13 protein-coding genes are annotated in these 25918 nt (G+C 55.5%); 3 read left to right on the plus strand and 10 right to left on the minus strand.

Going from position 1 to position 25918, the window contains the following annotated elements; all coding sequences use genetic code 11:
* Window positions 1-71: 71 nt before the first annotated feature.
* Complete coding sequence (locus tag H7849_RS00600) at window positions 72-1655, plus strand: trypsin-like peptidase domain-containing protein (protein ID WP_186743518.1); 1584 nt, start codon at window positions 72-74, stop codon at window positions 1653-1655.
* A 121-nt stretch (window positions 1656-1776) separates the two neighbouring features.
* On the opposite strand, the gene katG is transcribed toward H7849_RS00600, so the two are convergent.
* Window positions 1777-4041, minus strand: coding sequence for a catalase/peroxidase HPI (gene katG, locus H7849_RS00605; protein WP_186743519.1), 2265 nt, complete (start codon window positions 4039-4041; stop codon window positions 1777-1779).
* Window positions 4042-4276: 235 nt separating this feature from the next.
* Between katG and H7849_RS00610 the strand changes: the two genes are divergently transcribed.
* Window positions 4277-5143, plus strand: a complete 867-nt coding sequence (locus H7849_RS00610; RefSeq protein WP_186743520.1) for a LysR family transcriptional regulator — start codon at window positions 4277-4279, stop codon at window positions 5141-5143.
* Between the two features lie 105 nt (window positions 5144-5248).
* On the opposite strand, the gene H7849_RS00615 is transcribed toward H7849_RS00610, so the two are convergent.
* The 6 genes from H7849_RS00615 to H7849_RS00640 all read right to left on the minus strand — a co-directional run bounded on the left by H7849_RS00615 (window position 5249) and on the right by H7849_RS00640 (window position 19254).
* Window positions 5249-6670: an efflux transporter outer membrane subunit gene (locus H7849_RS00615; protein WP_186743521.1), complete on the minus strand. Its 1422-nt coding sequence runs from the start codon at window positions 6668-6670 to the stop codon at window positions 5249-5251.
* Window positions 6671-6707: 37 nt separating this feature from the next.
* Window positions 6708-7910: an efflux RND transporter periplasmic adaptor subunit gene (locus tag H7849_RS00620; RefSeq protein WP_186743522.1), complete on the minus strand. Its 1203-nt coding sequence runs from the start codon at window positions 7908-7910 to the stop codon at window positions 6708-6710.
* A complete protein-coding gene (locus H7849_RS00625; RefSeq protein ID WP_186743523.1) occupies window positions 7900-11079 on the minus strand; it encodes an efflux RND transporter permease subunit in 3180 nt (1059 codons plus the stop codon). The genes H7849_RS00620 and H7849_RS00625 overlap by 11 nt, the downstream gene beginning before the upstream one ends.
* 103 nt (window positions 11080-11182) lie before the next feature.
* A complete protein-coding gene (locus H7849_RS00630; protein WP_186743524.1) occupies window positions 11183-11812 on the minus strand; it encodes a response regulator in 630 nt (209 codons plus the stop codon).
* Complete coding sequence (locus H7849_RS00635) at window positions 11809-14580, minus strand: ligand-binding sensor domain-containing protein (protein ID WP_186743525.1); 2772 nt, start codon at window positions 14578-14580, stop codon at window positions 11809-11811. The genes H7849_RS00630 and H7849_RS00635 overlap by 4 nt, the downstream gene beginning before the upstream one ends.
* A 198-nt stretch (window positions 14581-14778) precedes the next feature.
* Window positions 14779-19254 carry a beta strand repeat-containing protein gene (locus tag H7849_RS00640; protein WP_186743526.1) on the minus strand — a complete coding sequence of 1492 codons (4476 nt, stop codon included), beginning with the start codon at window positions 19252-19254 and terminating at the stop codon, window positions 14779-14781.
* A 399-nt stretch (window positions 19255-19653) separates the two neighbouring features.
* Here H7849_RS00640 and H7849_RS00645 point away from each other — a divergent pair, with 399 nt between their 5' ends.
* On the plus strand, window positions 19654-20754 hold the full coding sequence (locus H7849_RS00645) for an alpha/beta fold hydrolase (RefSeq protein WP_251106517.1): 1101 nt from the start codon (window positions 19654-19656) through the stop codon (window positions 20752-20754).
* A 30-nt stretch (window positions 20755-20784) separates the two neighbouring features.
* Here H7849_RS00645 and H7849_RS00650 read toward each other — a convergent pair whose 3' ends face one another.
* Genes H7849_RS00650 through H7849_RS00660 form a run of 3 tightly spaced genes read right to left on the minus strand, consistent with a single transcriptional unit; the run spans window position 20785 to window position 25828 of the window.
* Window positions 20785-23163, minus strand: coding sequence for a glycoside hydrolase family 3 N-terminal domain-containing protein (locus tag H7849_RS00650; RefSeq protein WP_222439747.1), 2379 nt, complete (start codon window positions 23161-23163; stop codon window positions 20785-20787).
* A gap of 1 nt (window position 23164) precedes the next feature.
* Window positions 23165-24304 (minus strand): LacI family DNA-binding transcriptional regulator, encoded by a 1140-nt coding sequence (locus H7849_RS00655; RefSeq protein ID WP_251106518.1) that lies wholly within the window; start codon window positions 24302-24304, stop codon window positions 23165-23167.
* Between the two features lie 6 nt (window positions 24305-24310).
* The gene (locus H7849_RS00660; protein ID WP_251106519.1) at window positions 24311-25828 is read right to left on the minus strand and encodes a GH39 family glycosyl hydrolase; all 1518 of its coding nucleotides are present in this window, start codon (window positions 25826-25828) and stop codon (window positions 24311-24313) included.
* Window positions 25829-25918 lie beyond the last annotated feature (90 nt).

The raw sequence follows: 25918 nt of genomic DNA on the forward strand, positions 1-25918 counted from the left end.
CGCAGATATCGGCGTCGGCCACGTTACAGTGGGCTGAGATTCTGTTTAGGCCACACCTGGGATGGGATGTTATGAACGACCAGAATGCGAAATTATTAGTAGTGGAATCTGACGATCTCCTGAGAGAAGCCCTCGCGGCCACGTTGAGAGACTCTGGATACGAGGTCTCAACCGACTACAGCGGGGGAATGAAAGCCGTTCTCGCTTTCGAGCCTGACCTCGTCATTCTCGGGGCGGACCCACCGCAGCTTGATTGTTGCGACCTTCTTTCTGAGATCAAAGGTTCAAAGCACACTCGCAATGTGCGAGTTGTGATGTTAGTTCATGGGAGTTCGGCGGAGCGAACTCGGGGATTGGATCTCGGGGCCGACGATGCATTGTCGCTGCCTCTTGATCCACCCGAGTTCCTTTCGCGGATACGCTCTCAGCTTAAGAGCAAACAGGTCGCTGACGAGCTTGGGGAGCGGCTTCGCCTTACCGAGGAGCACGAGAACACCAATCGGCAAGTGGTAACGGCGGTGAACGAGGAGCGACGGACGCTGCTTCTGGGCGCCGTAGCCATTGTTGCTGTGCTTATCATTGTTGGCCTTGTCTCATTCTCCTTCTACCGTCGTGGACATGCAGAAAACGTCAGGGTCTATGCCGCTATTACACGACTGCAAACCGGCGCGCTCTCGCAACAAAGCCTGATGCAACGTTCTCTCCAGAGCCTCGGAAACGAGACGGCGCGAACCACAAGCAGCCAACCGGAAGACAATGTTGCTCTCAAAGACCAGGTATCGGCAGTGGAAGGCCGCCTTCAGAAGCTCGAAACCGAAGGAAAAGCTGCACACACAATCATCGAGGCCGATGAGCCGAGCGTCTGTCTCATCCATGTTGCGCTCGCCTTCCGCGATCACGATACCGGGTTGAAATTGCACTATGCGGCGCTGACAAGCACCGGCGAGCCTGAGACCGACAAGTCCAACAATCCCTTAGTGAGCCTTACAGGGATCGGTCCAGAGGTACACCTCGATGTTTTTGGCACCGGATTTCTTGCATCCGATGATGGACAGATCCTCACTAACCATCACGTCGCCGAACCCTGGTGGCAGAACGACGAGATTAAGGAGATGCTCGATCAGGGGCTCGATCCGGAGATTGCTGAGATGACGGCTTATTTCCCCAGCGTGACTCATGGCATCTCGATCACAACCAAGAAGATTTCTTCCGACGCAGATGTTGCACTCGTCAAAGGAAATGTTTCAGGGCTTGGTATTCGGCATATTGCGCTGGCCGATGGGCGCGACTCGGCTGTCGGTGGCAGTCCGGTACTGTTGCTTGGCTATCCTACCGGCGTGGATGCGATTCTGGCACGAACTGGAGCAGCTACTCTTCAGGCGATTGCGGCGTCATCGAAGGGCGATCCGAAAGAGGTGATGGAAGAGCTCGCGCACCGTCATTTGATCAAGCCTGTCGCCACTCAGGGACACATCGGCGATGTACTGCCGGACAAAATCATTTATGACGCCCAGACCACCCACGGCGGTTCTGGCGGCCCGCTCTTCAATGATCAAGGCCAGGTTATTGGTATCAATTTTGCGATGGTACGTGACTTCGGGGGGTCGAATTTTGCTATTCCCGCCCGTTTTGCAGAATCGCTCTTAAAGCCCTGATACGCCGCGGTTCGAAGCGAGAGTTGGCTAAGAACGGGGAAAGCGAAATTGCTCGAACCTCGACCTTATCCCGGATAGGGTCGAGGTTCGAGCGGTGTAAGCTGAAGGCTATCTTCCGAGTTCACGCAAGGTCGAAGCGATCAAGGTTCATCACCTTGTTCCAGGCCGCAATGAAGTCATGAACAAATTTCTCCTGCGCGTCTGAACTTCCGTAGACTTCGGCCAGCGCCCGGAGCTGGGCATTGGAACCGAAGATGAGATCGACACGCGTGCCGGTCCACTTGAGTTCACCTGTTCTGCGATCGTGCCCTTCAAACATGTCCTGCGCGTCTGAGACCGGCTTCCACTCCGTACCCATGTCGAGCAGATTGATGAAGAAGTCGTTGGTCAGCGCTCCTGGCTGCCTGGTGTAGACACCATGTTCGGTTTCTCCGAAGTTCGCACCCAGCGCACGCATGCCGCCGATGAGCACCGTAAGCTCAGGCGCGGTGAGCGTCAGCAGCTGAGCCTTATCGATCAGCAGCGACTCGGCCGGCACGCGGTATTTGCTTTTGAGGTAGTTGCGGAAGCCGTCCGCGATCGGTTCGAGCACATCAAAGGAGTCCACATCGGTCTGTTCCTGTGAGGCGTCGGTGCGCCCCGGCGAGAAAGGAACGGTCACAGTGTGCCCCGCATTCTTAGCCGCCTGCTCTACGCCTGCGCAGCCGGCCAAGACGATCAGGTCAGCAAGCGATACCTTCTTGCCGCCGGACTGACTGCTGTTAAATTCGCTCTGGATGCCTTCGAGCGTCTTCAGCACAATCGCCAGTTGATCCGGCTGATTCACTTTCCAGTCTTTCTGCGGCTCCAGACGAATGCGCGCGCCGTTCGCGCCGCCGCGTTTGTCAGAGCCGCGGAAAGTGGACGCCGACGCCCAGGCCGTAGAGACCAGTTGCGAGATCGGTAGTCCCGAAGCCAGAATCTTGTTCTTTAGGGTGGCAATGTCCTGCTCATCAATCAGTTTGTGATCGACTGCGGGGATGGGGTCTTGCCATATGAGATCTTCGGCAGGAACATCCGGGCCGAGATAACGCGCACGCGGCCCCATGTCGCGATGCGTCAGCTTGAACCACGCACGGGCAAAGGCGTCTGCGAGCTGATCTGGATTCTCATAGAAGCGCCGCGAAATCTTTTCGTAGATAGGATCGAGGCGGAGAGCGAGATCCGTTGTCAGCATCGACGGCGAGCGACGCTTTGACGGGTCATGCGGATCAGGCACTGTTCCGTTGCCGGCGTCGCCCTTCGGCTTCCACTGATTTGCTCCGGCCGGACTCTTGGTCAGTTCCCATTCGTAGCGAAATAGGTGATCAAAGAACTGGTTGCTCCATTGTGTCGGCGTGGTCGTCCAGATGACTTCAATGCCGCTTGTGATCGCGTCCCCACCGCTGCCAGTGCCGAAGCTGCTCTTCCAGCCGAGGCCCTGCGCCTCGATGCCGGCGCTTTCAGGCTCAGGTCCCACGTGAGACGACGGTCCGGCGCCGTGAGTCTTGCCGAAGGTATGACCGCCCGCGATCAGCGCTACCGTTTCTTCGTCGTTCATAGCCATGCGGGCGAAGGTCTCACGAATATCGTGAGCTGCGGCGAGAGGATCCGGGTTGCCGTCGGGGCCTTCCGGATTCACATAGATCAGGCCCATCTGCACTGCTGCGAGTGGGTTCTCCAGATTTCGCTCATTGGAGCCACCGGCGGTGCGATCATGTTCGCTGCCATGCATCTCCGCGTCGGCTACGAGCACGCCGTCACCGGACTGCCCCTTGCCGTAGCGAAGATCGCCGCCCAGCCAGGTGGTTTCCGTGCCCCAGTAGACGTCCTGATCCGGCTCCCAGACGTCCTCGCGGCCGCCGCCAAAGCCGAAAGTCTTAAAGCCCATCGATTCCAGAGCGACGTTGCCGGTGAGAACGATGAGGTCGGCCCATGAAATTTTGTTGCCGTACTTCTGCTTGATCGGCCAGATCAGCCGACGCGCTTTGTCGAGGCTCACGTTGTCGGGCCAGCTGTTTAGAGGAGCGAAGCGCTGCTGACCGGATCCCGCGCCTCCGCGGCCGTCGCCGGTGCGGTACGTTCCGGCGCTGTGCCACGCCATGCGAATGAATAATGGCCCATAGTGGCCGAAGTCCGCCGGCCACCAGTCCTGCGAAGTAGTCATCAGCGCACGAAGGTCATTCTTCACGGCTTCCAGGTCAAGGCTCTTAAACGCTTCGGCATAGTTGAAGTCTTTGCCAAGGGGATCGGACAGGGGCGAGTGCTGGTGCAGAATGTTCAGATTTAGCTGCTTCGGCCACCAGTCACGATTCGATGTGCCTTCACCGGCGGTGTGATGGAACGGGCACTTTGCTGCGGTTGACATGCGATCTCTCCTTCTTTGCTGTTTCAGTCCGATTTCAGGTCCCGATTGGAACCCAGGCATTCAATCAGTGGATGTTGTGTTTATGGCATCTCGCATTTCGCAATGCCATCATTCTTCCAGTCGCGTGATAAAACACGCGCAGTAATATCTCCATTTGTCTCGACTCAATGAATGTAGCATCATGGAGAGAGATAGTTCCAATAGATAGCTTCCATCCGGAGTATAGGCACCAACTATGGAGTTTCATCAGCTGCGTTATGTCTGTGCTATCGCGGAAACAGGAAGTTTCAGCCGCGCCGCCGAGCGCTGCCAGGTCGCCCAGCCCTCGCTCTCGCAACAAGTTCTTAAGCTTGAGGAAGATCTGGGTGCAAAACTCTTCGACCGCCTGGGGCGAAGCGTGCGCCTCACCGAGGCCGGTCGTGCCTTTCTGCCCCACGCCCGCTCAATTCTGAGCCAGATGGAGACGGCGCGATCAAGCGTGGCCGATAAGTGCGCGGACGTTCGCGGCAGCGTGGCCGTAGGCGTTATCCCGACCATTGCGCCCTACCTGATGCCGCGCTGCACGACGGCCTTCACGAAGAAGTACCCTGATGCGAAGCTGCGCATTGTTGAAGAAACAACGCCGATCCTGGTCGAAAGCCTGCGAGACCTGTCGATCGATCTTGCGATTCTTGCTCTTCCGCTGCGTCACAAAGACCTGGAGTTGTTTCCCCTTAGCACCGAACCACTCTTCGCCGTGCTGCCCAAGGATCATCCCCGCGCCAGCGTAAAATCGCTTGCCCTCAAAGACCTCCGAGGAGAGTCTTTCGTCATGCTGCGCGACGGCCACTGTTTCCGCGACCTCAGCATCGCTGCCTGCGTCCACGCCCGCGTCACGCCGCGTATCGCGTTCGAGAGCGACCAGTTCAGCAGCCTTTTTGGAATGGTCGCCGCCGGGGTTGGCATCTCGCTCGTCCCAGAAATGGCGATAGACCGGAACGCCGGCTGCCGCTTCGTGCACCTCAGTGACGCGCGCGCGACTCGCACCATCGTTGCCGCCATTCTGCGCGGACGCAGCTTCAACCGCGTCCAGCAGGCCTTTTTGTCAGGAATCAAGAATTAGTGCGGCGGTCAATTTGCATCGCCTTGAAAAGGACACATCTCCAAGCACGAGGATCACGCAGTCCATCACAATATTTCGCAGCGGGCGAACAGTTGGAGTTGCTCATTACGAATGTGGCTTTAGGGCCGTGATGTCCGTACCCGACTGCCATCCGCCTCCCAACGCACGAATCAGTGCAACCGTGGACACTGCCTGGGCGCCGTTAACCTGCGCAGCAGTCTGTTCGTTGGTTAGCAGCGTCTGCTGCGCAACAACTACGTCCAGATAGCTGACGAGACCAGCCTGATACTGGTTCAACGCAATGTCGGCTGCGCGTTTTGCATCTGCGACAGCGCTCGCTTCCGCCTGAGACTGACGCGCAAGATAATGAATGGACGCGAGTTGATCTTCGACATCACCATAAGCCACAAGTACAGATTTCTCGTACTGCAGGACTGCCTGGCGATATGCAGCTTGGGCCTGATCTACATTGGCGCGCAGCCTTCCACCTGTAAAGATCGGTGCTACAGCTGACCCCATAAGAGATGCAATCGTGTTCTGCCAATTAAGAAGCGACGCTGGATTGCTGCTTTCATATCCTGCGAATCCGGTGAGAGAGAACTGAGGATAATACGCAGCCTTGGCAACGCCGATCTGTGCGCTCGCTGAAGCTGCCAAGCGTTCAGCCGAGGCAACGTCCGGACGTCGTTCAAGCAGATCGGACGGCAAGCCGGGTGGAATGCGCGGTACGTTGACGGACTGGACATCGGGGCTGATATGAAAGCCTTCCACTGTCTGTCCAGTCAGCACGGCGATGGCGTGTTCCGACTGATCGCGCTGAATATGCAGTCCTTCAATCTGCGCGCGCGTCTGCTCGAGCAAAGTCTGAGCCTGCTTGACTGCAAGCTCACTGATCAGGCCATGGCGAAACTGATCATCTGTGATGTTGTATCCGCGTTGTAAATCTTTTTCAGTTTCCTGGAGAATTACAACTTCAGAATCTGTTTCGCGCAGCATGTAATAGTCGGTTGCGACAGATGCTGCAACTGTCAGCTTCACGAAACGCAAGTCGTTTTGCGAAGCTTGTTCCGCTGCTGTTGCCGATTGCACCATACGCCGGACTCGACCCCAGACATCAATCTCATAGCTCATGGTTAGCGGCAGTAGCAGGTCGTTGTATGTGGATGCTTGACCATAGGTATTGCCATTGTTGGGACGTTGCTGAGCTTCGCGTGTTCGTGAGACAGAAGGCTGGGCAGCTACTGTCGGATAAAGATTCGATCGTACCGAGCGCCTTGCCGCATCCGCCTGATCAACATGCGCAACAGCGATGCCGATGTCGCGGTTAGCTTTTTCCGCCTGGACTTCAAGCTCGTTCAGCTTCGGATCACGAAAAACCTCCCACCATGCAGCCGAGGAAGGAAGAGTCGCATTGCTCGTTGTTGCAGGCTCCTGGAAAGCCGGAGGCGTAGGCACTGCCGGACGTACATAATTCGGGCCGACCGTGCAGCCTGAGAGAAGTAATCCTGAAGCAGACAGTGCCGTCAAGCTGCAAACTAAGAAGCGTCGGTGCAGGGCGTTGTATTCACGCATGGCTTGCCTGACCTTTTGCATTGCCACTGTGGCCCTGAATTGTGACCGGCATTCCATCAACGAGATAGTCCGGAGGATTGGCGACAATACTGTCTTGTGCTGTGATTCCACTGGTGATTTCTACGGTATTGCCGAAGTCGCTGCCAATTGTCACCTTGCGAAGCTCGATCTGATGTTCAGCGGTCACTACGGCGATCTGAGGTCCGGCAGACTGAAACAAGATGGATCCCGCCGGAACGAGAAGAGGGCGAGTAGGAGCAAACAGCTTGATGTGAACCTGCGCGTATGCTCCCGGCAGGAGTTTTCCCGCGGGGTTAGGAACATCAACCTCAACCATGAGCGTGCGCGACGATACATTGATCGATTCCGTGCTCCGCGTCACTTGTCCGTCGAAGCGCTGGCCAGGCAACTCAGTGAGCTCCACGCTTACATGCATGCCATCATGAATCTGTTGACTATACTCCTCTGGAACGGGAATGAAGATGCGCATGGTGCTGGTTCTCGATACCCGGAACAGCTCTGCACCTGGTCCACTGTTTCCGGCATTAATCAGATCACCAATGTCTGTATGGCGTTCCGTGACGATTCCATCAAAAGGAGCGATCACTTTTTCATAGATCTGTTGTTGTTCCAGATTGGCCACGTCAGCGGAAGCAGCCGCTACATTTGCCTGTTGAGCGGCAAGATTCTGGTTGTTCTGATCGACTTGTTGCTGAGCTACCGAGTTATCCGCAATCAGCTCCTGATAGCGTTTTGCAGTCACTGCGGCCAGGGTCAGGTTCGCTTGTGACTGGCTGAGCATGGCACGAGCACGAAGGAGTTGTTGATCGACTTCCGGTGCATCAATAACCGCGAGCAATTCTCCGCTCTTTACGCGCTGCCCAATGTCGACATACCACTTACGAACATAGCCATTCGTGCGTGCATATACCGGGGACTCATCGTAGGCCTGGAGCGTAGCGGGCAGCACGATTTCATTCGAAGCCTCACCCTGATTTGCTTGAATGACATTGACAGGAATTGCCAGCGAAGAGTGAGTATTCGCAGCAAGTACTTTACCGCCTTGCGCATTCTCGCGCAGAGTGATAAGACCCAACACACACAGGAGACAAGGAATCACCAGAAACCACAGCAACTTCTTGCCATTTGCACGAGGCACCATTGGCGATGTTCGCAAAATATTTTTACCTTCCATTGGGTGTTTCCTCCGATGTGTGATCCATTCCAGATCGATGGCGCATGAGCGCGAAGACTGTGGGCACAAAGAAAAGTGTGGCGACGGTCGCAAAGAGCAAGCCACCAATGACAGCGCGTCCGAGAGGGGCATTCTGTTCGCCGCCTTCTCCGAGGCCCAGAGCCATTGGAACCATGCCAATGATCATTGCGAGCGCCGTCATCATGACCGGCCGCAATCGCGTTGCTCCCGCCTCCAAGGCGGCCTTAAATGCATTCCTGGTTTCCGCGAAACGCTCATTGGCAAAAGTGATCACAAGCACGCTGTTTGCCGTTGCCACACCGATGCTCATGATCGCCCCCATCAATGCGGGAACGCTGAGAGAGGTACGAGTGAGGAAAAGCATCCAGCAGATCCCTGCCAAAGCCCCAGGGAGGGCCGTAATGATGATGAAGGCCTCACTCCACGATTGAAAGTTCACAACGAGAAGCAGATAAACGAGCGCAATTGCGAAAGCAAGGCCCGCAAACAGACCAACAAAAGAGGACCGCATTGTCGAAACCTGTCCACGGGTTACAAGAAAGCTGCCCTTGGGAAGCTGCTTTGCTGCCGTGTCTGTGATTTTCTTTACTTCTGCGGCAACCGAACCAAGGTCTCTGCCTTGAACACTTGCATACACGTCAATAACAGGCTGTACGTTGTAGTGACTTGCAACTGCCGGTTCTTCCATCAGCCTCATGCTGGTCAGATTCTCAAAAAGCTCGGCTGATGATCCGGTCGTTCCGGTTATAGGGATGGTGCGCAGCGCATCAAGAGAGTTCACCTTATATTGGGGTGTCTGAACTGCAATGTTGTAGGACACACCATTCTGAGGATTGAGCCAGAGATTGGGACTGGTCTGGAAGCTGGAACTCAGCGAAACAAGTAGCCCGCTTGACACGTCACGCGCAGTCAGTCCGACCTCCTGTGCTCGCACACGATCAAGATCGAACTGAAGACGCGGCTGGTCCATAAGCTGCTGAATATGCACATCCACGGCTCCCGGAATTGCCCTCATTTTTTCAGCGATCTGTGAGGCCACAGCGAAATTGGCATTTGTGTTCTTGCCCACGATCTGAATGTCGATCGGCGAAGGCAGGCCAAAGTTGAGGGTCTGGCTCACAATATCGGCTGGCTGAAAAAAGAACTCAGTTCCTGGAAATTCCTTTGGGAGTTCCTCTCGCATGCGAGCAATGTAATCGGCAGTCGGATGGTGTTTTGTATTGAGCGAGCCTAATATCTCCGCGTCCGCGTTGCCAATTGTTCCAGCGTTGGAATAAGACAAGTTGATTCCGCTGGTGGGGAGACCAATATTGTCCAGGATTCCACTCAACTCCCAAGCAGGAATTTTGGCTCGAATCGAGCGCTCAATCTGGTCCACAAGACGCGCCGTTTCCTCGATACGCATTCCCGTCTTAGCGCGAACATGAAGGCGGAACTGTCCTGTGTCGACCGAGGGGAAGAAATCATTTCCCAGTATCCGGACAAGAGTGAGACTGAGCAGGCAGAAAACAAGGAAGCAAGTTGCAAAGAGAGCGCGATGATTCAGGCAAAGCAGCAAGAGAGAGGAGTACGCATTTTGGAGCTTGAGGAAAGCCTCGTCAAAACGGCGGTGAAGCCGGGCAAACCAGCCGGACTCCTCTGCGGAGTGAACACTACGTTTTCTCTCTACTTCCTTGCGCAGAAGAAACATCACTAGTGTCGGAATGATGGTGCGTGAGAAGAAATACGAGGCTAGAAGCGCAAATACGACTGCTTCCGCCAAAGGCACAAAGAGATACCGTGCCACCCCACTCAGGAAAAACATCGGAACGAAGACAATGCTGATGCACAGCGTGGAGACAAAAGCAGGTACTGCGATCTGCTGAGCCCCATCAAGGATGGCTTGCCGTAGCTCTTTGCCCAAGCCCAATTGACGCTCGATATTCTCTATCTCCACTGTTGCATCATCGACCAGGATGCCGACTGCCAGAGCAAGTCCACCCAAGGTCATGATGTTGATCGTCTCGCCGAGTGCGCTAAGGATCAGCACAGAGGTGAGGATCGAGAGAGGAATCGATATGCAGATAATGAGTGTGCTGCGCCAGCTGCCAAGGAAAACGAGTATCAGGATCGATGTCAACCCCGCGGCGATCAAACCTTCTCGAAGAACTCCTTGTAGCGATGCGCGCACAAAGATGGATTGATCTAACAGAGGCCGCATCACGAGTTGAGAGGGCATCGAGGCAGCAATTCGTGGAAGCAACGCACGCACCCCAGAAACAATGTCCAGCGTAGAGGCATTACCAGATTTCTGAATGCTGAGAAGAACCCCGCGCTGTCCATCCTGGCGCACGATATTCGTCTGAACTGCGTAACCATCGCGCACGTGGGCAACGTCATGTAGATAAACGACAGCACCGTTTACAGATTTCACCGGTATGTTATTCAGCTCTTTAACCGTAACCGGAGTGCCGTTGAGTCCCACGTTGTATTCGGTGGAATTGATCTTCGCAGTGCCGGACGGAAGGATCACATTCTGAGCGTTAACTGCATTCACGATGTCAGTGGCTGACAACCCCTTGGCTGTAAGTTCCTGTGAATCGATGTCGACCATGATCTGCCGCACCTTACCGCCATACGGAATCGGCACAGCCGCACCGGGAATCGTTGCAAGCTGTGGACGGATGAAGTTCACGCCAAGATCGTTTAATTGCTGCTCTGAAAGTCCTTGTCCGCTTAGTCCCAATTGAAGGATCGGTACGGTAGACGCGTCATAACGGATGACAAGGGGTGGTGTAATGCCCGGTGGCAACTGCTTCATTGTTGCCTGTGCCTCTGCAATTACCTCCGCAATCGCTCCATCGACATTGGCATTTGGCTGGAGATATACCTTAACAACGGACACACCATTGAGTGATTGCGATTCGATGTGCTCGATATTGTCGACTGTGGTCGTAAGCGCGCGTTCATAGATGGAGGTGATGCGCGTCTCCATCTCTGACGGCACGAGTCCGGTGTAGGTCCAGATAATGCTGACAACAGGAACATTAATGGACGGAAAGATGTCCACCGGCGTGCGCAAAATCATGATCGGCGCAACCAGAAACAGGAGCAGCGCCAGAACGACAAAGGTGTAAGGGCGTGAGAGCGCTACTTTAACAATCCACATCGCAATCCTCTGACTTACAGGACTACGTTAGCGAAAATCGCTCCCTGTTTAACACGCGAATGTAGGCGTATGGAAATACACCCTTTCGGGTGTATCGCGATTCCTAAAGGTGAAGTATGCCGCGCCTGAGTGCAATCGTAACTGCTTCCGTGCGATCGTTTACGGCGAGCTTGCCAAGAATATTTTTTACGTGCATCTTCACCGTATCTTCAGCGATGGACAGCTCTGCGCCGATTTCCTTATTCCGCTTGCCGTGTGCCATAAGAGTAAGCACCTCGAGTTCACGCGAGCTGAGCTTTTCCGACGCGAAGTGTTCAGCCAGTCTCTGTGCTACGTCAACGGGAACGTGCTTCTTCCCAGCACTCACCGCGCGTACGGCGCGAACCAACTCGTCTCGGCCAGTGCCCTTGACGACGTAACCCCTGGCTCCGAGTGCAAGTGCACGCTCGATGTCTGCATCACCCTCCAGAGAGGTGAGCACGAGGACCTTTGCTCCGGGAAATGTCGAAAAGATCTGCTGCATCACCTCATAACCCGTCATATCTCGCAGGCGGAGGTCCAGAAGCACCACGTCTGGTTGCAATTTCTGGTAAAGCTCGATCGCATCTTGGCCTGACCCAGCTTCGCCCACGAGTTCCATATCAGGCTGAAGAAGAAATATGCCGGCCAACCCGTCGCGAACGATCGGATGGTCATCCACGCAAAGTACCCGAATTCGCGCTGAAGGATTCATGGCCGACGCCTTCCGGTCAGGAATCTGCCAATCGATTGTAGAAAACGCTCGAACGTGGGAAGGTTCATTGGGATGTCTTCCGCCTCGTATGCATTCTTGGCGGGAACATGCAGTGTCCACTCTGTGCCTGTGGAAGCAGATGAATTGAGTGTCAGCGATGATCCGATACGGCCCGCTCTCTCTCGCATCCCACGGATCCCGAAATGTCCAGGCTTGCCTTCACGCAAAATTTCTTCACGAATGCCGGGTCCATTGTCACGTAACACAAACGTAACTGACTCCTCACCGTATTCAGACCGAATAATAATTTCGCTCTGGACTCCATGCTGAATGGCATTCCTCAATGCTTCACGCAGGATCTGGACGATCTCCTCTCCAGTAAGAGCTTGGATCGGGCGCTCCTTTCCTGAGATGGCAAATCGTATGGCTTCCTTTGATCCTGTCATGCTCTGCGCTGTGTCTCTCAGAGTATTTTCAATATCTGTGCGGCTGAATGGCTTCTGCCTCAGGATATGCAGCGCGTCCCTGCCGTTCGCCAGTGCGGCTTGAGACAGAGCCACTGCGCGGCGAATGGGGCCCTTCGCTGTTGACTCATCATCAGTCACCTCGTCGGCGATCTCCAGCTGCAGGCTGATGCCCATCATCTCCTGAATAAGATTGTCGTGCAGGTCCTGAGCAATCCTGGTACGTTCGGCCAACCTTTCTTCATAGCGAGCCCGAAGCTCCCTGGCGGCAAATCGGATGCGCAAGCGATATGTGATGAAGATCAGAGACAAGATTACGAGCGTGCACAGTACGAGAAACCATCGAGTCTGATAGAAGGCGGGAAGGATATCGAACGTAACGCTGTCGCCTGTTTCATTCCATATTCCGTCGTTGTTGGCTGCAAGCACCTGAAAGCGATAGAGACGAGGGTGCAGATTTGTATAGAACGCATTGCGTCTCGATCCTGGATCCTGCCAATCGGACTCAAATCCTTGAAGGCGATAGCGGAATCGAACCTTCCGGGGTTCAGTGAGACTGATGCCCGTGTAGGAGATTTGCAGTGTGCGCGTGTGCGCCGGAATCCTGACTCCATTTACTGGAGCCAAACTATGTCCATCAGCAGTGAGATCGAGAATATGAACCGGAGGCACAACGGCATTTAGATGCACATGAGCCAGATCGATCACGCCGATACCTTCGGACATGCTCGTCCAGAGACGACCATCTGAAGTTAGCGCAACAGGGCTGTTGCCATGTGCTTCTGGATTGCTTTTCAGTCCGTCCCCGTCATCGTAGAAGTCATATTGCGGTTGATTTCGAGAAGAAGGCTGTAATAGTTCGCTGACGCTCAATCGGGCGATGCCTGTACTGTATCCAAGCCAGAGATTTCCGCGCTGATCGGGAATCGCCCATATCAATCGGTCGCCGGGCAAGCCGGAAGAGCGATTCCAATGATGAAAATGTTCTCCATCGAAGAAGGCGAGTCCTTTGTCAGAGGCAACCCACAATGTACCGTCTGGTTGTGGAGACAAGAATCGAATTGCACCTCCTGTCAGCCCATCAGCTGTTGCAAAAATGTGCGAGCCTGCAAATGGACGCTGGACAACTTCGCCACTATCCAGCCCAAGCCACACCTGATCACGCTGGCCGCCGTGCATGCAGGCGACGACCTGTCCAACTAGCGCAGGCTCATTCACGCGCTCTGGCTTTGAGCCGCTTCGCGAGTGCCATAAACCAACCTGCTGTCCATAGAGCCATATATCGCCATTTTCAGATTGAGCCATCTGCTCGATGTGTTGCGTGTCCGGGATGATTTGAGGCGAATGAGTTTCGCGCGGAAACAGCCTTTCAATTCCGGCAGGCGTGGATAGCAAAAGGGCGCCGTCTTTGAGCAGAAGAAGATTGTTTGCTGTTCTACCTTTGAACCGTATGTCATGGGTACTCCCGGCGCCGGCGAAATGCTCAAGCCCCGATCGTGAGCTGATCCAGATTCCACCATCCGAAGCGGGGACAAGTGAGTTAGCAATATCGGACAACAACCCATCGCGAGTGGTGTAGGTGATGAACTTATCCTGTCTTAAGCGCGCGAGTCCATTCTGCGTGCCGACCCAGATATTTCCTTCGCGATCTTCAAAAATATCCGATATGTGATCGCTGGGAAGCCCTGTCGAATTTGTGAAATGCTGGATATCACCTCTTTGGCCGATCCTGAAAAGCCCCTCGTTTTCAGTTGCCAACCATGTAGCCCCACCCGCGCCATGAAGTATTTTTCGAATGGCTGATTCGCTGAAGAGGTTCAGGTGAACTGTTTGAGCGAGCGTTCGTTCTTTTGTGCGATCCGCTTGAAGATCGCTTATGGCTTCGGATGAAATCGTTGAGAGAGTATTCCCGAGGTGAAAGATCTTGTTGTGGGTCTTCACCTCGAAAGTATGATCGACCATTTCTTGCACGTGCTCGACAGCAGAATCGAGCGTCGTATGTACCTCAATCTTCCCGTTCCAATTGATCAGCCTGCCTGCAACTGTCCCAATCAAGAGACCATCAGAGTTTATGGCAACCAGCGTAGTTACGGATCCGAGTGGGTTAAGCGCCGCACTTGGCATCTCTAACTGCACAAACTGAAAACCGTCGAAACGAATGAGCCCGTCTCCGGTTCCTATCCACAGGAATCCATCCTTGGTTTGCGTAAGAGCGTAGACCGTTGTCGATGGAAGGCCATCCTTATGGCCCCAACTTGTAACGGAAAACTGTTGCGCAGATGCACATAGCGCAAGTAGAAGCATTCCTGCTGTCCAAATCCGCAGGCAGGCAGGGATCTTCCTGAAGGACAAGCGGCTCATCAAACTCATTGTATGAGCTACCAGTGCAGTCACATCGCTTTGGGAAATCGTTGTGCGGCAATTTGAAACATAGACAGTAGGACTGGGCACCACGCGATCAGTTCGCGCGGCCTTCTGCTTAAAAGAAGGCCCGCGAAGCGACTATTGCTCGAAATGCAGGATGGTGGGTTGCGTCGCGGATGGATCGAGACTCATCCCGACTACTTCAGAGTTGCTTACGACCCACAGGGCGGTAGTGGAAGCGCTTGGCGAGGTCAGGGTCAGGGTTCCGCGCCCGTTGTTGAGAGACGTTGAGAGGCTGTAGGTGCCAAGCAGACTTTGGTTAGGTGTTTGGGAGGAAGTAGTGCTGGTGTCTATGGTTCCGGTTGCATTGCCCTTGCCGTTGAAGGCGGCTGTTCCGGACTCAAGCGGACTGGTGAAGGAGACGGCCTCGCCTGAGCCCAATAAATAGGTTCCGAGCGCGTCAGTGTTCACGATGGGTGGCTGGATCGTCTGAGGTTCAAGATCTCCATCCATTACGAAGTTCGTTGTCTCGTCGAGCAGGAAGGCGCGATCCGGCGCGATTGCGTAGAAGACCCATACGGTGCTGGAGCCGTTATTGTTATCCAGATTGAGCGTGCCGCGTCCGGTGATCTGAACAGAGCTGGCCCCGGTGAGTACGATGCCGGTCGTAATAGCTCCGCCGTTATTTTGATCGAAGGTGACGAGCAGACCCTCAGGGCCATTAAATGCCAGTTGTCCGATGATGTCCTGCGTTGTCGTGCCATTGTTCCCACTGAGATTGAACACGGTTGTTCCGGTGAAGGAGGCGGGCGCGAAGGGTAATCCCGTCTGCATTTCTGCAGGCCCAGAGAACAACGGATTGCTGGTGCTGAGTTGGTCGATGGAGACGATGAAGAATTCATTCGCGGAGACGACGTAAAGCGCGAACTTGAATGAGCCGCCTTCAAAGCCAGGAATGTTGAGCTCGAGCGTGCCGCGACCATTGCGACCATTGCTCAGTACGAGATAATCGCCATTAAATGGCCCGTAGGTAGGCGATACCACGCCGCCATCATTCACATCGAGGCTGCCCAGCGGGATGAATCCGGAGCGCAGGAAGAGCTGGCCGACTGCGCCGATTCTCTTGCCCTTTACGTCCATGCCGGTGAGATTGATGGCGTAGCTGCCGGATAGAGCGGTCGTGCTGAAGGCGGTGGGATCCTGACGCTCGATGACTCCCGATCCTCGGGTTCCGGAATTGTCGAATTCGATAAAGCGTCCTTTATTGGCAAGCAGATCAAGTACAAACTGGTATGTCGATGTGCCCAGCGAATCGACGATGGTCATCGTTCCGCGACCATCGCCTCCTACCTGATAGGTACCGGTGAACGATGTGTCCGGCGTGACTCCGCTGGCTGTATTCACGTCTTCGATGCCGGAGGTGAGATTGCCGTCACCATCTGCGATAAATGAACCAGTGACCTGATAGGCTCCGTTGTTGTCGAATCCTTTGAACTGGAAGGCATATTGGCCGTCGAATTTCGCGTTATTGGTCGCGACGAGAATGATGGTAGCTGAGGCCGTTTGCGACGGAGCTGCCTGCGAAGCTGCCGTGACCGTGATCGTTGCGGGGCTGGGCAGGCTTGCGGGCGCGGTGTAAAGGCCGCTCGCCGAAATCGTTCCGCATTGCGCGCCAGAGCAGCCAGCGCCGGTAACACTCCACGTAACCGCGGTGTTCAGACTTCCAATGATGTTTGCGAAGAACTGCTGTTGCGACTTCAGGGCTACCAGAGCGTTGGGCGGGGTAACTGTGATGTTAAGCGGGTGAATAATGGTCACCGACGCCGAATCTGATTTGGTGGCATCGACCGTAGAGGTTGCCGTAATTGTGATTTGCGGAGATGCGGGCACAGTTGCGGGCGCGGTATAAAGCCCAGTGGAAGATAGCGTGCCGCATGCACCACTGCCGCAGCCAGAGCCACTCAATGTCCAGTTCACGGAGGGGTTCGATGTTCCCGTTACAGTCGCGGTGAATTGCTGCTTCGTTCCTACGGCAACCTGCACCTTGGCGGGCGACACGCTTACGGCAATAGTCGGCAAAATCGTTACGACCGCGGTGGCTGTCTTTGTCGAGTCGGCAACAGAGGTTGCTTTGACGCTCACCTGTGCGGGTGTTGGCACGGTTGCTGGAGCAGTATAAAGTCCTACGGAAGAGACTGTTCCGCAAGCGGTACCGGTGCAGCCTGTGCCGCTGACGCTCCAGGTCACGGCGGTATTGGAGGTGCCGCCGGTTACCGTCGCCGTAAACAGCTGGCTTTTGTTGATGGCTAGCTGCACAGTCGTTGGCGATACCTTGATGACGACGGGCGGGAGAATCGTGACTGAGACCGACGCCGACTTCGCGAGGTCCGCGCTCGATGTGGCCGTGACCGTCACTTGCGGTGGCGTGGGTTGCGCGGCAGGCGCGGTATAAAGGCCAGTCGATGTGATCGTGCCGCAGGTAGCGCCGGTGCAACCGATCCCGCTGACACTCCACGCCACGGAAGTATTTGAATTGCCGGTGACCGTGGCAGTGAACTGCTGCGTTTTCCCAGCAATTACCTGGGCAGTCGTGGGAGAAACTTTTATGACGACCCCAGGAACGAGGGTAACGACCGCCGACGCGGATTTTGTGTTGTCTGCGTTGGAGGTAGCCGTAACGGTGACGCTTGCCGGGCTGGGCGGCGTTGCAGGTGCGGTGTACAGTCCGGTAGTCGAGATCGTGCCGCAGGCTGCACCAGAGCAGCCGCTGCCTTTAACAGTCCACGTAACGGCGGTATTCGAAGTATTCGCTACGGATGCAGTGAATTGCTTAGTGTCTCCCGCGAAGACGGATGCGCTTGTCGGCGATATTGTGACGGAGACCGGCAATGTAACAGTTACGGTCGCGGACGCGGACTTCGTGGTGTCTGCTTGCGACGTGGCGGTGACAGTGACGGTTGGCGGGTTAGGCACTGCGGCTGGCGCAGTGTAGAGGCCGGTCGTAGAGATAGTGCCGCAGGTTGCGCCGGAACAGCCGCTGCCTTTGAGGCTCCAGGTCACGGCAGTGTTCGATATGCCAGTCACAGTAGCGGTGAATTGCTGTGTTTTGCCGATCACGATTGTTGCCGCTATCGGAGACACGCTGACCCCGACTGGAGGCAGAATCGTCACGCTGGCTGAGGCGGTCTTTGTTGGATCAGCGTTCGACTTCACCGTTACAGTGACCAGCGCCGGGCTTGGCAGCGTACCAGGCGCCGTATAGAGTCCACTCGACGAGATGGCGCCGCAAGCAGCACCTGTGCAGCCGCTTCCAGTGACGCTCCACGTGACGGATGTATCGGAGGTGTTTTTGACGGTAGCGGTAAATTGTTCCGTCTTACCTGCGATGACTTGCGCTGTCGTCGGGCTGATCGATATTGAGACCCCTGGGAGGATGGTGACGGCGGCAGAGGCGGATTTTGAGGAATCAGCGACGGAGGTCGCTGTGACGGTTACCAGTGCGGGCGAAGGAACGCTGGAAGGCGCGGTGTAGAGTCCGCTGGACGAAACGGTACCACACGAGCTTCCAGTGCAACCGCTGCCGCCAACACTCCAGGTAACAGCTGTATTGGCGGCGTTGGTTACTGTGGCAGTGAATTCCTGCGTCTTACTCACGACCACCTGCGCGCTGGTGGGTGAAATAGATACGGCGACTGGCGGGAGGATGGTCACGGATGCTGCGGCGGACTTGGTGGAATCCGCAACTGAAGTAGCGGTGACTGTGACCTGTGCGGGACTCGGGACAGTTGATGGAGCGGTATAGAGTCCGCTGCTCGAAACGGTACCGCATGCTGCGCCCGAACAGCCGGAACCGCTCACCGACCATGTGACCGCAGTATTTGATGTATTCGATACGGTGGCAGTGAATTGCTGTGTCTTGGCTGCGACCACCTGAGTGGCGGTGGGCGAGATGCTGACGGACACGGGTTTGATTACGGTTACCGTGGCTGAGCCAGACTTCAAAGGATTCGCAACCGATGTTGCGGTTACCGTGACAGTTGCTGGACTTGGGACTGTGGCGGGAGCCAGGTACTCACCAGTGGACGATATTGATCCGCAAGACGCTCCAGAGCAGCCACTACCGGATAAGGTCCAAGTGACATTGGTATTGGAAGAGCCAGTAACATCGGCGGTGAAAAGCTGCTGCTGGCCGGTGACGACATTCGCAGCCAGCGGATTGACGGAGACATTGACATTGAACGCGGTCCCAACAAAAACACTTGCGCTTGCGGATTTCGTGAGGTCGGCGAGAGATGTTGCGGTGACGACAACGATTGGAGGGGTAGGCGCGGTTTGCGGCGCGATATATACTCCGAGCGACGTGATCTGACCGCAGGTGATGCCGCTGCATCCCGAGCCGGAAAGGCTCCAGTTCACGACTGAATTGGTGGTTCCTGAAACGGTCGCAAGGAACTGCAGTTGGCCACCGGGTACGACTTCGCCTGGGTTTGGAGAGATCGATACGGAAACTTGAGCAAAGGCGGCAGTGCAGAAGACTGCAAGAAAAAGTGAGAGCCAAGCGATCCTGAACCAGCGCTTCATGTGCACCCGCTTCAACACATTTGTTGCAGTCATTGCGTGTCGTGAGGACAACCGGGGCCGGGAAAACGAGTCTAAGACTCGGGTTGAATTCCATCATGAAGAATGGGCGGGGTGCAATTGTGCAATTGGCTTAGTCCGATGGGTGAGCCATTGATCCCATTGCTTGCGCTTAGAGAAGAGTCACGATCTTTCAGTCCCTTTTTGTTGCGAACGACGAACGATTTCTTGATTGGGTGGACTTTCTTAACGCTCTGCCGGACCAATTCGAGGCGGTAAGGGAGCGGATGTCAGACCTGCGGATAAATCCGGTCGGCTATATATAGAGGGAGTACTTTGCCAATGGTTAGAGATTTAACTTCAAGGAGCGATCGTCGGATGAGGCGTGCTCAGTTCCTGCAGTTAGCAAAATATTGGGTCAGGCAGCAATGCATTGTGGCAGTTGTTTTTTGCGTGTCCGGGATTTTCGCGTTTCTGGCAACTGTCCGAATCGCTTATGCGCAGGATTCTTCCGCGTGGTCTGCACCGCAGGAAGGAGATTATGTCGCGAAGGACTTTCATTTCAAAGATGGGTCGGCGCTGCCCGAGTTGCGCTTGCACTACATAATTCTGGGCAAACCGCACCGCGACGGGAGTGGTCATGTCGACAATGCAGTGCTCATTTTGCATGGTACGGGCGGAGCGGGCACGCAGTTCCTTGTTCCGCGATTCGCCGGGGTTCTGTTTGTTCCCGGCGGCCTGCTGGATGCGCAGAAGTATTTCATCATTCTTCCTGACGATATCGGTCACGGGAAGTCGTCGAAGCCGAGTGACGGGTTGCATGCGCGCTTTCCAAAATATGACTATGACGACATGGTGCTCGGTGAACATCTTGTTGTTACGCAAGCGCTGGGCGTCGATCATCTGCGGCTGATTATGGGTACTTCGATGGGGTGCATGCACTCCTGGGTCTGGGGAGAAACGTATCCCGGATTTGCGGATGCTCTGATGCCGCTGGCATGTATGCCAGTCCCGATTGCCGGACGGAATCGCATGACGCGAGAAATGGCCATGGATGCGATTACCAGCGATCCGAAATGGCAAGGCGGGGAATACAAGACAGAGCCAGAGCAGGGATTGAAGACCGCGATCGATATTCTCCTGATCATGGGGTCTTCGCCACTGCAGATGCAGAAGCTCTACCCGACGCGAGATGCGGCGGATGAGTATCTGAAGAAAGCCTATGCGAACTATCTGAGCACGCTCGACGCCAACGATTTTCTTTATCAATTTGCGTCGTCGCGTAATTATGATCCTTCACCGAATCTCGAGAAAATCTCGGTTCCAGTGATGGCGATAAATTCTGCCGACGATTTTGTCAATCCGCCGGAACTTGACATCATGCCCAAAGAGATTCGCCGCGTGCCTCGCGGCAGGTTCGTTCTGCTGCCTATTACTGACGCAACACGAGGTCACGGCACGCATACGCTTCCGGCAATTTGGGGCCAATATCTGGCAGAGTTGTTGAAGGAGTCTGAGCCTGCAACCGCGCATTAGCATTCGCAGACTCAGGTGTCTCATTTTGCGTCATGGTGTTACGTTGAAGTCTGCTTCGTCTGAGGAGAGGGAACTGCCGCCAATCCATACGGTGTAGTGTGTTGGTTCAATGACGGCGTTGCTTTCCGCATTGTAAAAGGAGAGTTCCGGAAAGCCCAGATCGAAAGTTACCTCTTTGGATTCGCCCGGTTTGAGCGTGATTCTGCTGAAGCCCTGAAGACTGCGTATCGGCTGCTCGACGCTTGCACCGAGATTGCGAACATAGCATTGCGCGATCTCAGTAGCTGTGCGGTTTCCTCTATTTGTCACTGTCGCGGTTGCAGTTATGACCTTCTTCGCGCTTTCACGATTGGCTTCGCGCAGCGGAACAGTCGGCCGCGACAACGCGACTTTTCCGTATGAGAATTTTGTGTAGCTGAGACCGAACCCGAATGGAAAGAGCGCATCATTGGGCACGTCGATATAGCGGGAGACGAAGCGGGAGTCGGGACCGGGAGGCTTGGTGAGATCCGCGTGAAACGGAGGGCGTCCGGTGGGGAATTGGTTGTAGTAAAGCGGCTCCTGACCTACTGCACGCGGGAAGCTCATGGGCAGCTTGCCGCTGGGAGAGACATCGCCGTAGAGCACGTCGGCGATGGCAGAGCCGGCTTCGGTTCCGGGAAACCAGACTTCGATGATGGCGGTAACATGCTGCGCGGCCCAGTCCAGCACGAGCGGGCGTCCTGAGAAGACCAGCAGCACGATGGGCTTGTTGGTGGCGGCCACTGCTTCGAGAAGTTTCTCCTGATTTCCGGGAAGATCGAGATATGCGCGTGATCCGGCTTCGCCGCTCATCGCACCGGATTCGCCCAGCGCCAGCACGGCGACATCTGCCTGTTCCGCAGCGTGCACGGCTTCGGCGAATCCATCCTCTGATGTTCCGGTGATTTCTGTGCCTTTGGCGTATGTCACCGATCCGCCGTATTGTTTTGCCCGGGCGTCGAGTGCGCTCCTAATTGTGACAACGTCCGCCAGTTGTGGGCCGCCGCTCCAAGAGCCCATCATTTCGCCGGGGTTGTCAGCAAGCGGGCCGATGAGAGCAATCTTTCTGGCATCGGTGGAGAAGGGAAGTACCGATTGGCTCTGGCCGGCGGAGTCATTCTTGAGCAGCACGAGGGATTCTTCCGCTGCTTTTCGCACTAGAGGACGGTGCTCCGGGACGGCGGCCGTGACTTCTGTTCCGCGCGCGTAGGGATGTTCGAAGAGGCCGAGTGCGAACTTTACGCGAAGCACCCGGCGCACCGATTCATCGACGACACTCATCGGGACCTGTCCGGAGCTGATAAGTTCCGGCAGTTTTGTGTCGTAGAAGTGCGACATCATGTCGATATCGACGCCAGCGAGAAGCGCTTTGCGGGTTGCTGTTGCCGCGTCGAGGGCGATGCCGTGATTGACCAGCTCCATGACCGCTGTGTAGTCGCTGACCACGAGGCCGTTGAAGCCCCACTCATCGCGGAGAATGTTCTGCATGAGGAAGCGATTGGCGGTGGCCGGCGTGCCGTTGAGAGCATTGAAGGCGCTCATAACGGTGGCTGCGCCCGCGTCGATGGCGGCTTTGTAGGGCGGCAAGTAGATTTGGCGCAGGCGAATCTCGGACATGTCCGTCGTGTTGTATTCGCGGCCCGCCTCGGCGGCTCCATACGCAGCGAAGTGCTTTACGCATGCGGCGACGCTGTCGGGATTGGAGAGACTGGTACCTTGGTAACCGAGCACATAGGCTCGCGCCATGGCAGCGCCAAGGTACGGATCTTCACCTGCGCCTTCAGTGGTGCGGCCCCAGCGCGCATCGCGGGAGATGTCTACCATGGGAGAGTAGAACCAGCGTATGCCTGCGGTTGTAGACTCTTCGGCTGACATGCGCGCGAGGGATTGAACGAGATCAGGGTCGAAAGTGGCTGCGAGGCCGATGGGTTGGGGATAGATGGTGCGATAGCCGTGAATGATGTCGGCGCCAAATAGCAGCGGGATGTGAAGGCGGCTCTTATCGACTGCCGCATGCTGGAAGGCGTTCGTGCGCTCGGCCCCGACGGTATTGAGCATCGAGCCGAGCCTTCCGCTGGAAGCCAGATCCATTGAGTTCACGTTATTGTTCGCTTCCGGATTCGCGGCAATCTGTGTGGGACTTGTGGCAGATTGATAGCCGCTGTCGTTGTACTGCACGAGTTGGCCAATCTTTTCTTCGAGGGTCATTTGCTTCAGGAGATCGTTGACCCGTCGTTCGATGGCGGGAGTGGCAAGCTGCGGGCTCGATGGTGCGGGCCGTTGCTGTGCGATTGCTGTCGGCAATAAAGCGAGGCTGAGTCCGAAAACTGCAAGTGTTCGGGTTGCGGCCCGTGATGCGGAGGCGAAGTGAAGTGCTTTGAGAGCCAACTTAGTTCCCCTGTAGATTGGATTCTTTGTGTGGATGCGCGGAGTCGCTGAAAGCGGCTTCGCTTGCTTGCGGAGCCCAGGCGGTTGATTGGCGTTCGACAAACGTCGGCAGAAGGCGGATAGGGTGCGTCGACCAGTCCTGTTTCTCGGTGTGAATCATTTGCAGCAGAGTGCTCGCGGCGACGCGGCCCATCTCCTGCAAAGGCTGCCGCACGGTGGTGAGAGGAGGATTGTTTGTCGCTGCGCTCAAGATGTCGTCGAAACCGACGACGGACACCTGTGCGGGCACTTGTATTCCTGCTTCGCGGAGAACCGTGATGGCGCCGATTGCAGCGAGGTCGTTGAAGGCAAAGATGGCAGTGAAACGAACGTCCCGTTCGAGCAGCGCGATTGTTGCCGTTCTGCCTGGCTCGGTGCCGAGTCCATGATCTTCCAATTGAATCACCAGGCGTGGGTTGATCTCGATTCCAAGTTCGGCGGCTACTTTGCAGATTGCGCGCCAGCGCGCGAGCGTGTCAGAGCTGAAGCTTTGGCCCTTGATGAACGCGATCTCGCGGTGTTGCAGGCGAGTGAGGTGATCGAGAGCATAACGCGCGGCGAGCAGATGATCGAGCTCAATATTTACCACTGATGGACGATGATGGTGATCGGACACTGCGACGACCGGTATTGGCAGATCTTCTTCGATTGTGGAGTCTACGGCGATGATTCCGTCGACAGCACGCGAGAGCAACAGGGAAGGATATTCGCGCAGAAGGTCAGTGCGATGCCGGTGGCTCACGACGAAGTAGAAGAATCCGGAAAGAAGCAGAACTTCTTCAATGCCTCCCAGAACAGCAGTGGAGTAGCCTTCGCTGATTTCGGGAACCATTACGCCTACAGTTTTGCTTCGCTTACTGCGAAGGCTTCGCGCCAGAACGTTCGCCTTGTAGTTAAGCTTCGCGGCAGCGGCGAGAACACGCTGCTCCGTTTCGGACGAAATGCGGTGGTTCTTAGCTGATCCGCTTAGCACGCGAGAGACGGTGGTTTGTGAGAGCCCGAGATGGCGAGCGAGTTCCTTGAGATCGGGCCGAGTGACGATTCTATCCGAAGTAGTCTTACTATCCTTCGAAGTCATGCCGCCCTTTCGAGCCTGCCGCATCGCTAGTTATTTGCTCCGCTTTGGTTCTAATCCGACTTCGATAAGCAATAGCGCATTGCTGTCGAGCTTCAGGTTCAGCGTGCCGTCGGTGAGGGTAAGGTGTTCCGGCGCGCCGAGCGCTGTTTGCTTGTTCATCTGTTCTACCTGAGCTTCGGTAGGATCGAGCGGACTGCCGATCGCTTTATACGCTGCGAGCGTATTTCCGTGCGTATTGTCAACGCGGCTGATGGAGACAACTGCGTTTGTTGGCACTCCTTGGAGGACGAGCTGGATGTCCTTTTCGCTTCCCGTCTTGTCGGGATCGACCAGATTCCACAGTGCAATTGCAAGACTTCCGTCCTGACGTTTTGTCGCAATGACATTTGTAGAAGGATTGGCGATGCGTTGATCTCCCAGATGGTGAAGCAGCGCGAATGCGTAATAGCTGGGTTTGTTTATGCCTCCCTTTGCGCGCAGCCCGAATTGTCCTTCAAACGGTTTCGGAATCGGGCCTCCCTCTTCGAAGACGTCGGAGAACGTCCAGAAGGACATCATGTCGACGACGCCATCGCATTCGCGGATAGTGTTTGCCAGACCTGTTCCGACAAAGGAGGTATCGCGCGATTCATTCATGCCCTGGACATTCCATTCGGTCCAGAAGAGGGGCAGATGAGGCATGGCTGAGGCTTGAATCTGCTTTCTTACTTTTTCAATGGCGCGGCAGACGCGATCATCCATCGGGATGTCTTCGTTGGTTCCGAAGAGATTCTCGACGGTGTCGTCTGCATAGCCGTGGCTGGAGACGAAGTCAACAGGTACGTGATTGTCGGCGGCATATTTCAGGAAGTCGTCTACCCAGGATGCTGCGGCGGTGGCGGGTCCTCCTACGCGAAGACGCGGGCTTACAGACTTCAAATCGCGCGCGGTGTGAGCGTAGAGGTCGAAATAGCTTTGTTTGCGCGGGATGCCATTCCAGAAATCAATGTTGGGCTCATTCCAAACTTCGAAGTACCACTGCGAAACTTCATCGATGCCGTAACGGTCGACGAGATGCTGTGCGAAGTGTGTTATCAGAGCATCCCAGGCTTCCATGCTTTTCGGAGGAGAAACATTCTGCTTGTACCAGAAGGGGTGCAGCGCATCGGGATTAAAGGCGAGCTTCTTGGGCATGAAGCTGATCTCGACGACAGGGCGCACGCCGTTTTTCAGCAGGCCATCGTAGATCTGGTCGACGTAGGAGAAGTTGTAAACCGGATTGCCATGTTCATCTTCGTTGTAGACGCCGTTCTCATCATGAAGAATGGCATGGAAGCGCACATAGCGGAAATCGGTGGCCTGCTTTACCGCGCGCAGGTCGTTGCGGTAGCTCTCACGCAGCGTAAGGTTGGCGCGGCCGGAGCCGAACATCTGCTCCCAGAAGTGCGGGAAGGGCGTCGTCTGCGCCTGTGCGTTGATTTCTATTTTTTCCTGGGCGAATAGGGGCTGGCTCGATGTCAGCAGTGCCGCGAGAACCAAACCGATGCAGAAGGAATCTTTCAATCGCAAAGGGGAACTCCTCTAGAGGTACGGAAGTCTGGTTGCGAACTCACTTGCAGCGCGTAGATTGCGTTGCTCTATTTCCGAATGAAGAAAAGA

The organism is Alloacidobacterium dinghuense (genome assembly GCF_014274465.1).
In the GTDB taxonomy this organism is placed as follows: Bacteria; Acidobacteriota; Terriglobia; order Terriglobales; family Acidobacteriaceae; genus Alloacidobacterium; species Alloacidobacterium dinghuense.